The sequence below is a fragment of the Methylobacterium sp. A54F genome (genome assembly GCF_053346035.1).
The window spans coordinates 1-299 of sequence record NZ_JBKFBF010000157.1 but is presented as its reverse complement, the minus strand read 5'-3'; the positions used below and the strand labels follow the sequence as shown (position 1 = coordinate 299).

1 pseudogene is annotated in these 299 nt (G+C 72.2%); it reads left to right on the top strand.

Features of this window, described 5'->3' with window-relative positions:
- Positions 1-193 (top strand): annotated as a pseudogene (locus ACLBXP_RS25765) (heme transporter HemC); the annotation flags it as partial.
- Between the last annotated feature and the right edge of the window lie 106 nt (positions 194-299).

Sequence of the window (299 nt, the reverse complement as noted above, 5' to 3'; positions counted from 1 at the left end):
CTACCCGCTCCTCGTGATGATCGCCGCCGCGACGCTCCTCGGCGTGACGCTCCACCTCTACGCCATGCGCACCGAGATCTTGCGCCGCCGGGTCCGCACCCTGACGATCCGCGAGGCCGAACGCCTCGACGCGGGCGCCACCGGGCTCGCACCGGGACCCGACGCCGCCCTCCCCCTCGGTCAAGCGCTCTGAGCCCGCCATGACCCTCGGATTGCCGGACCTCGGGCCGCATGCCGGCTTCATCCTGGGCCCCTACGCCTTCACGGCCCTGGTGATGGGCGGGTTCATCCTGAACGCC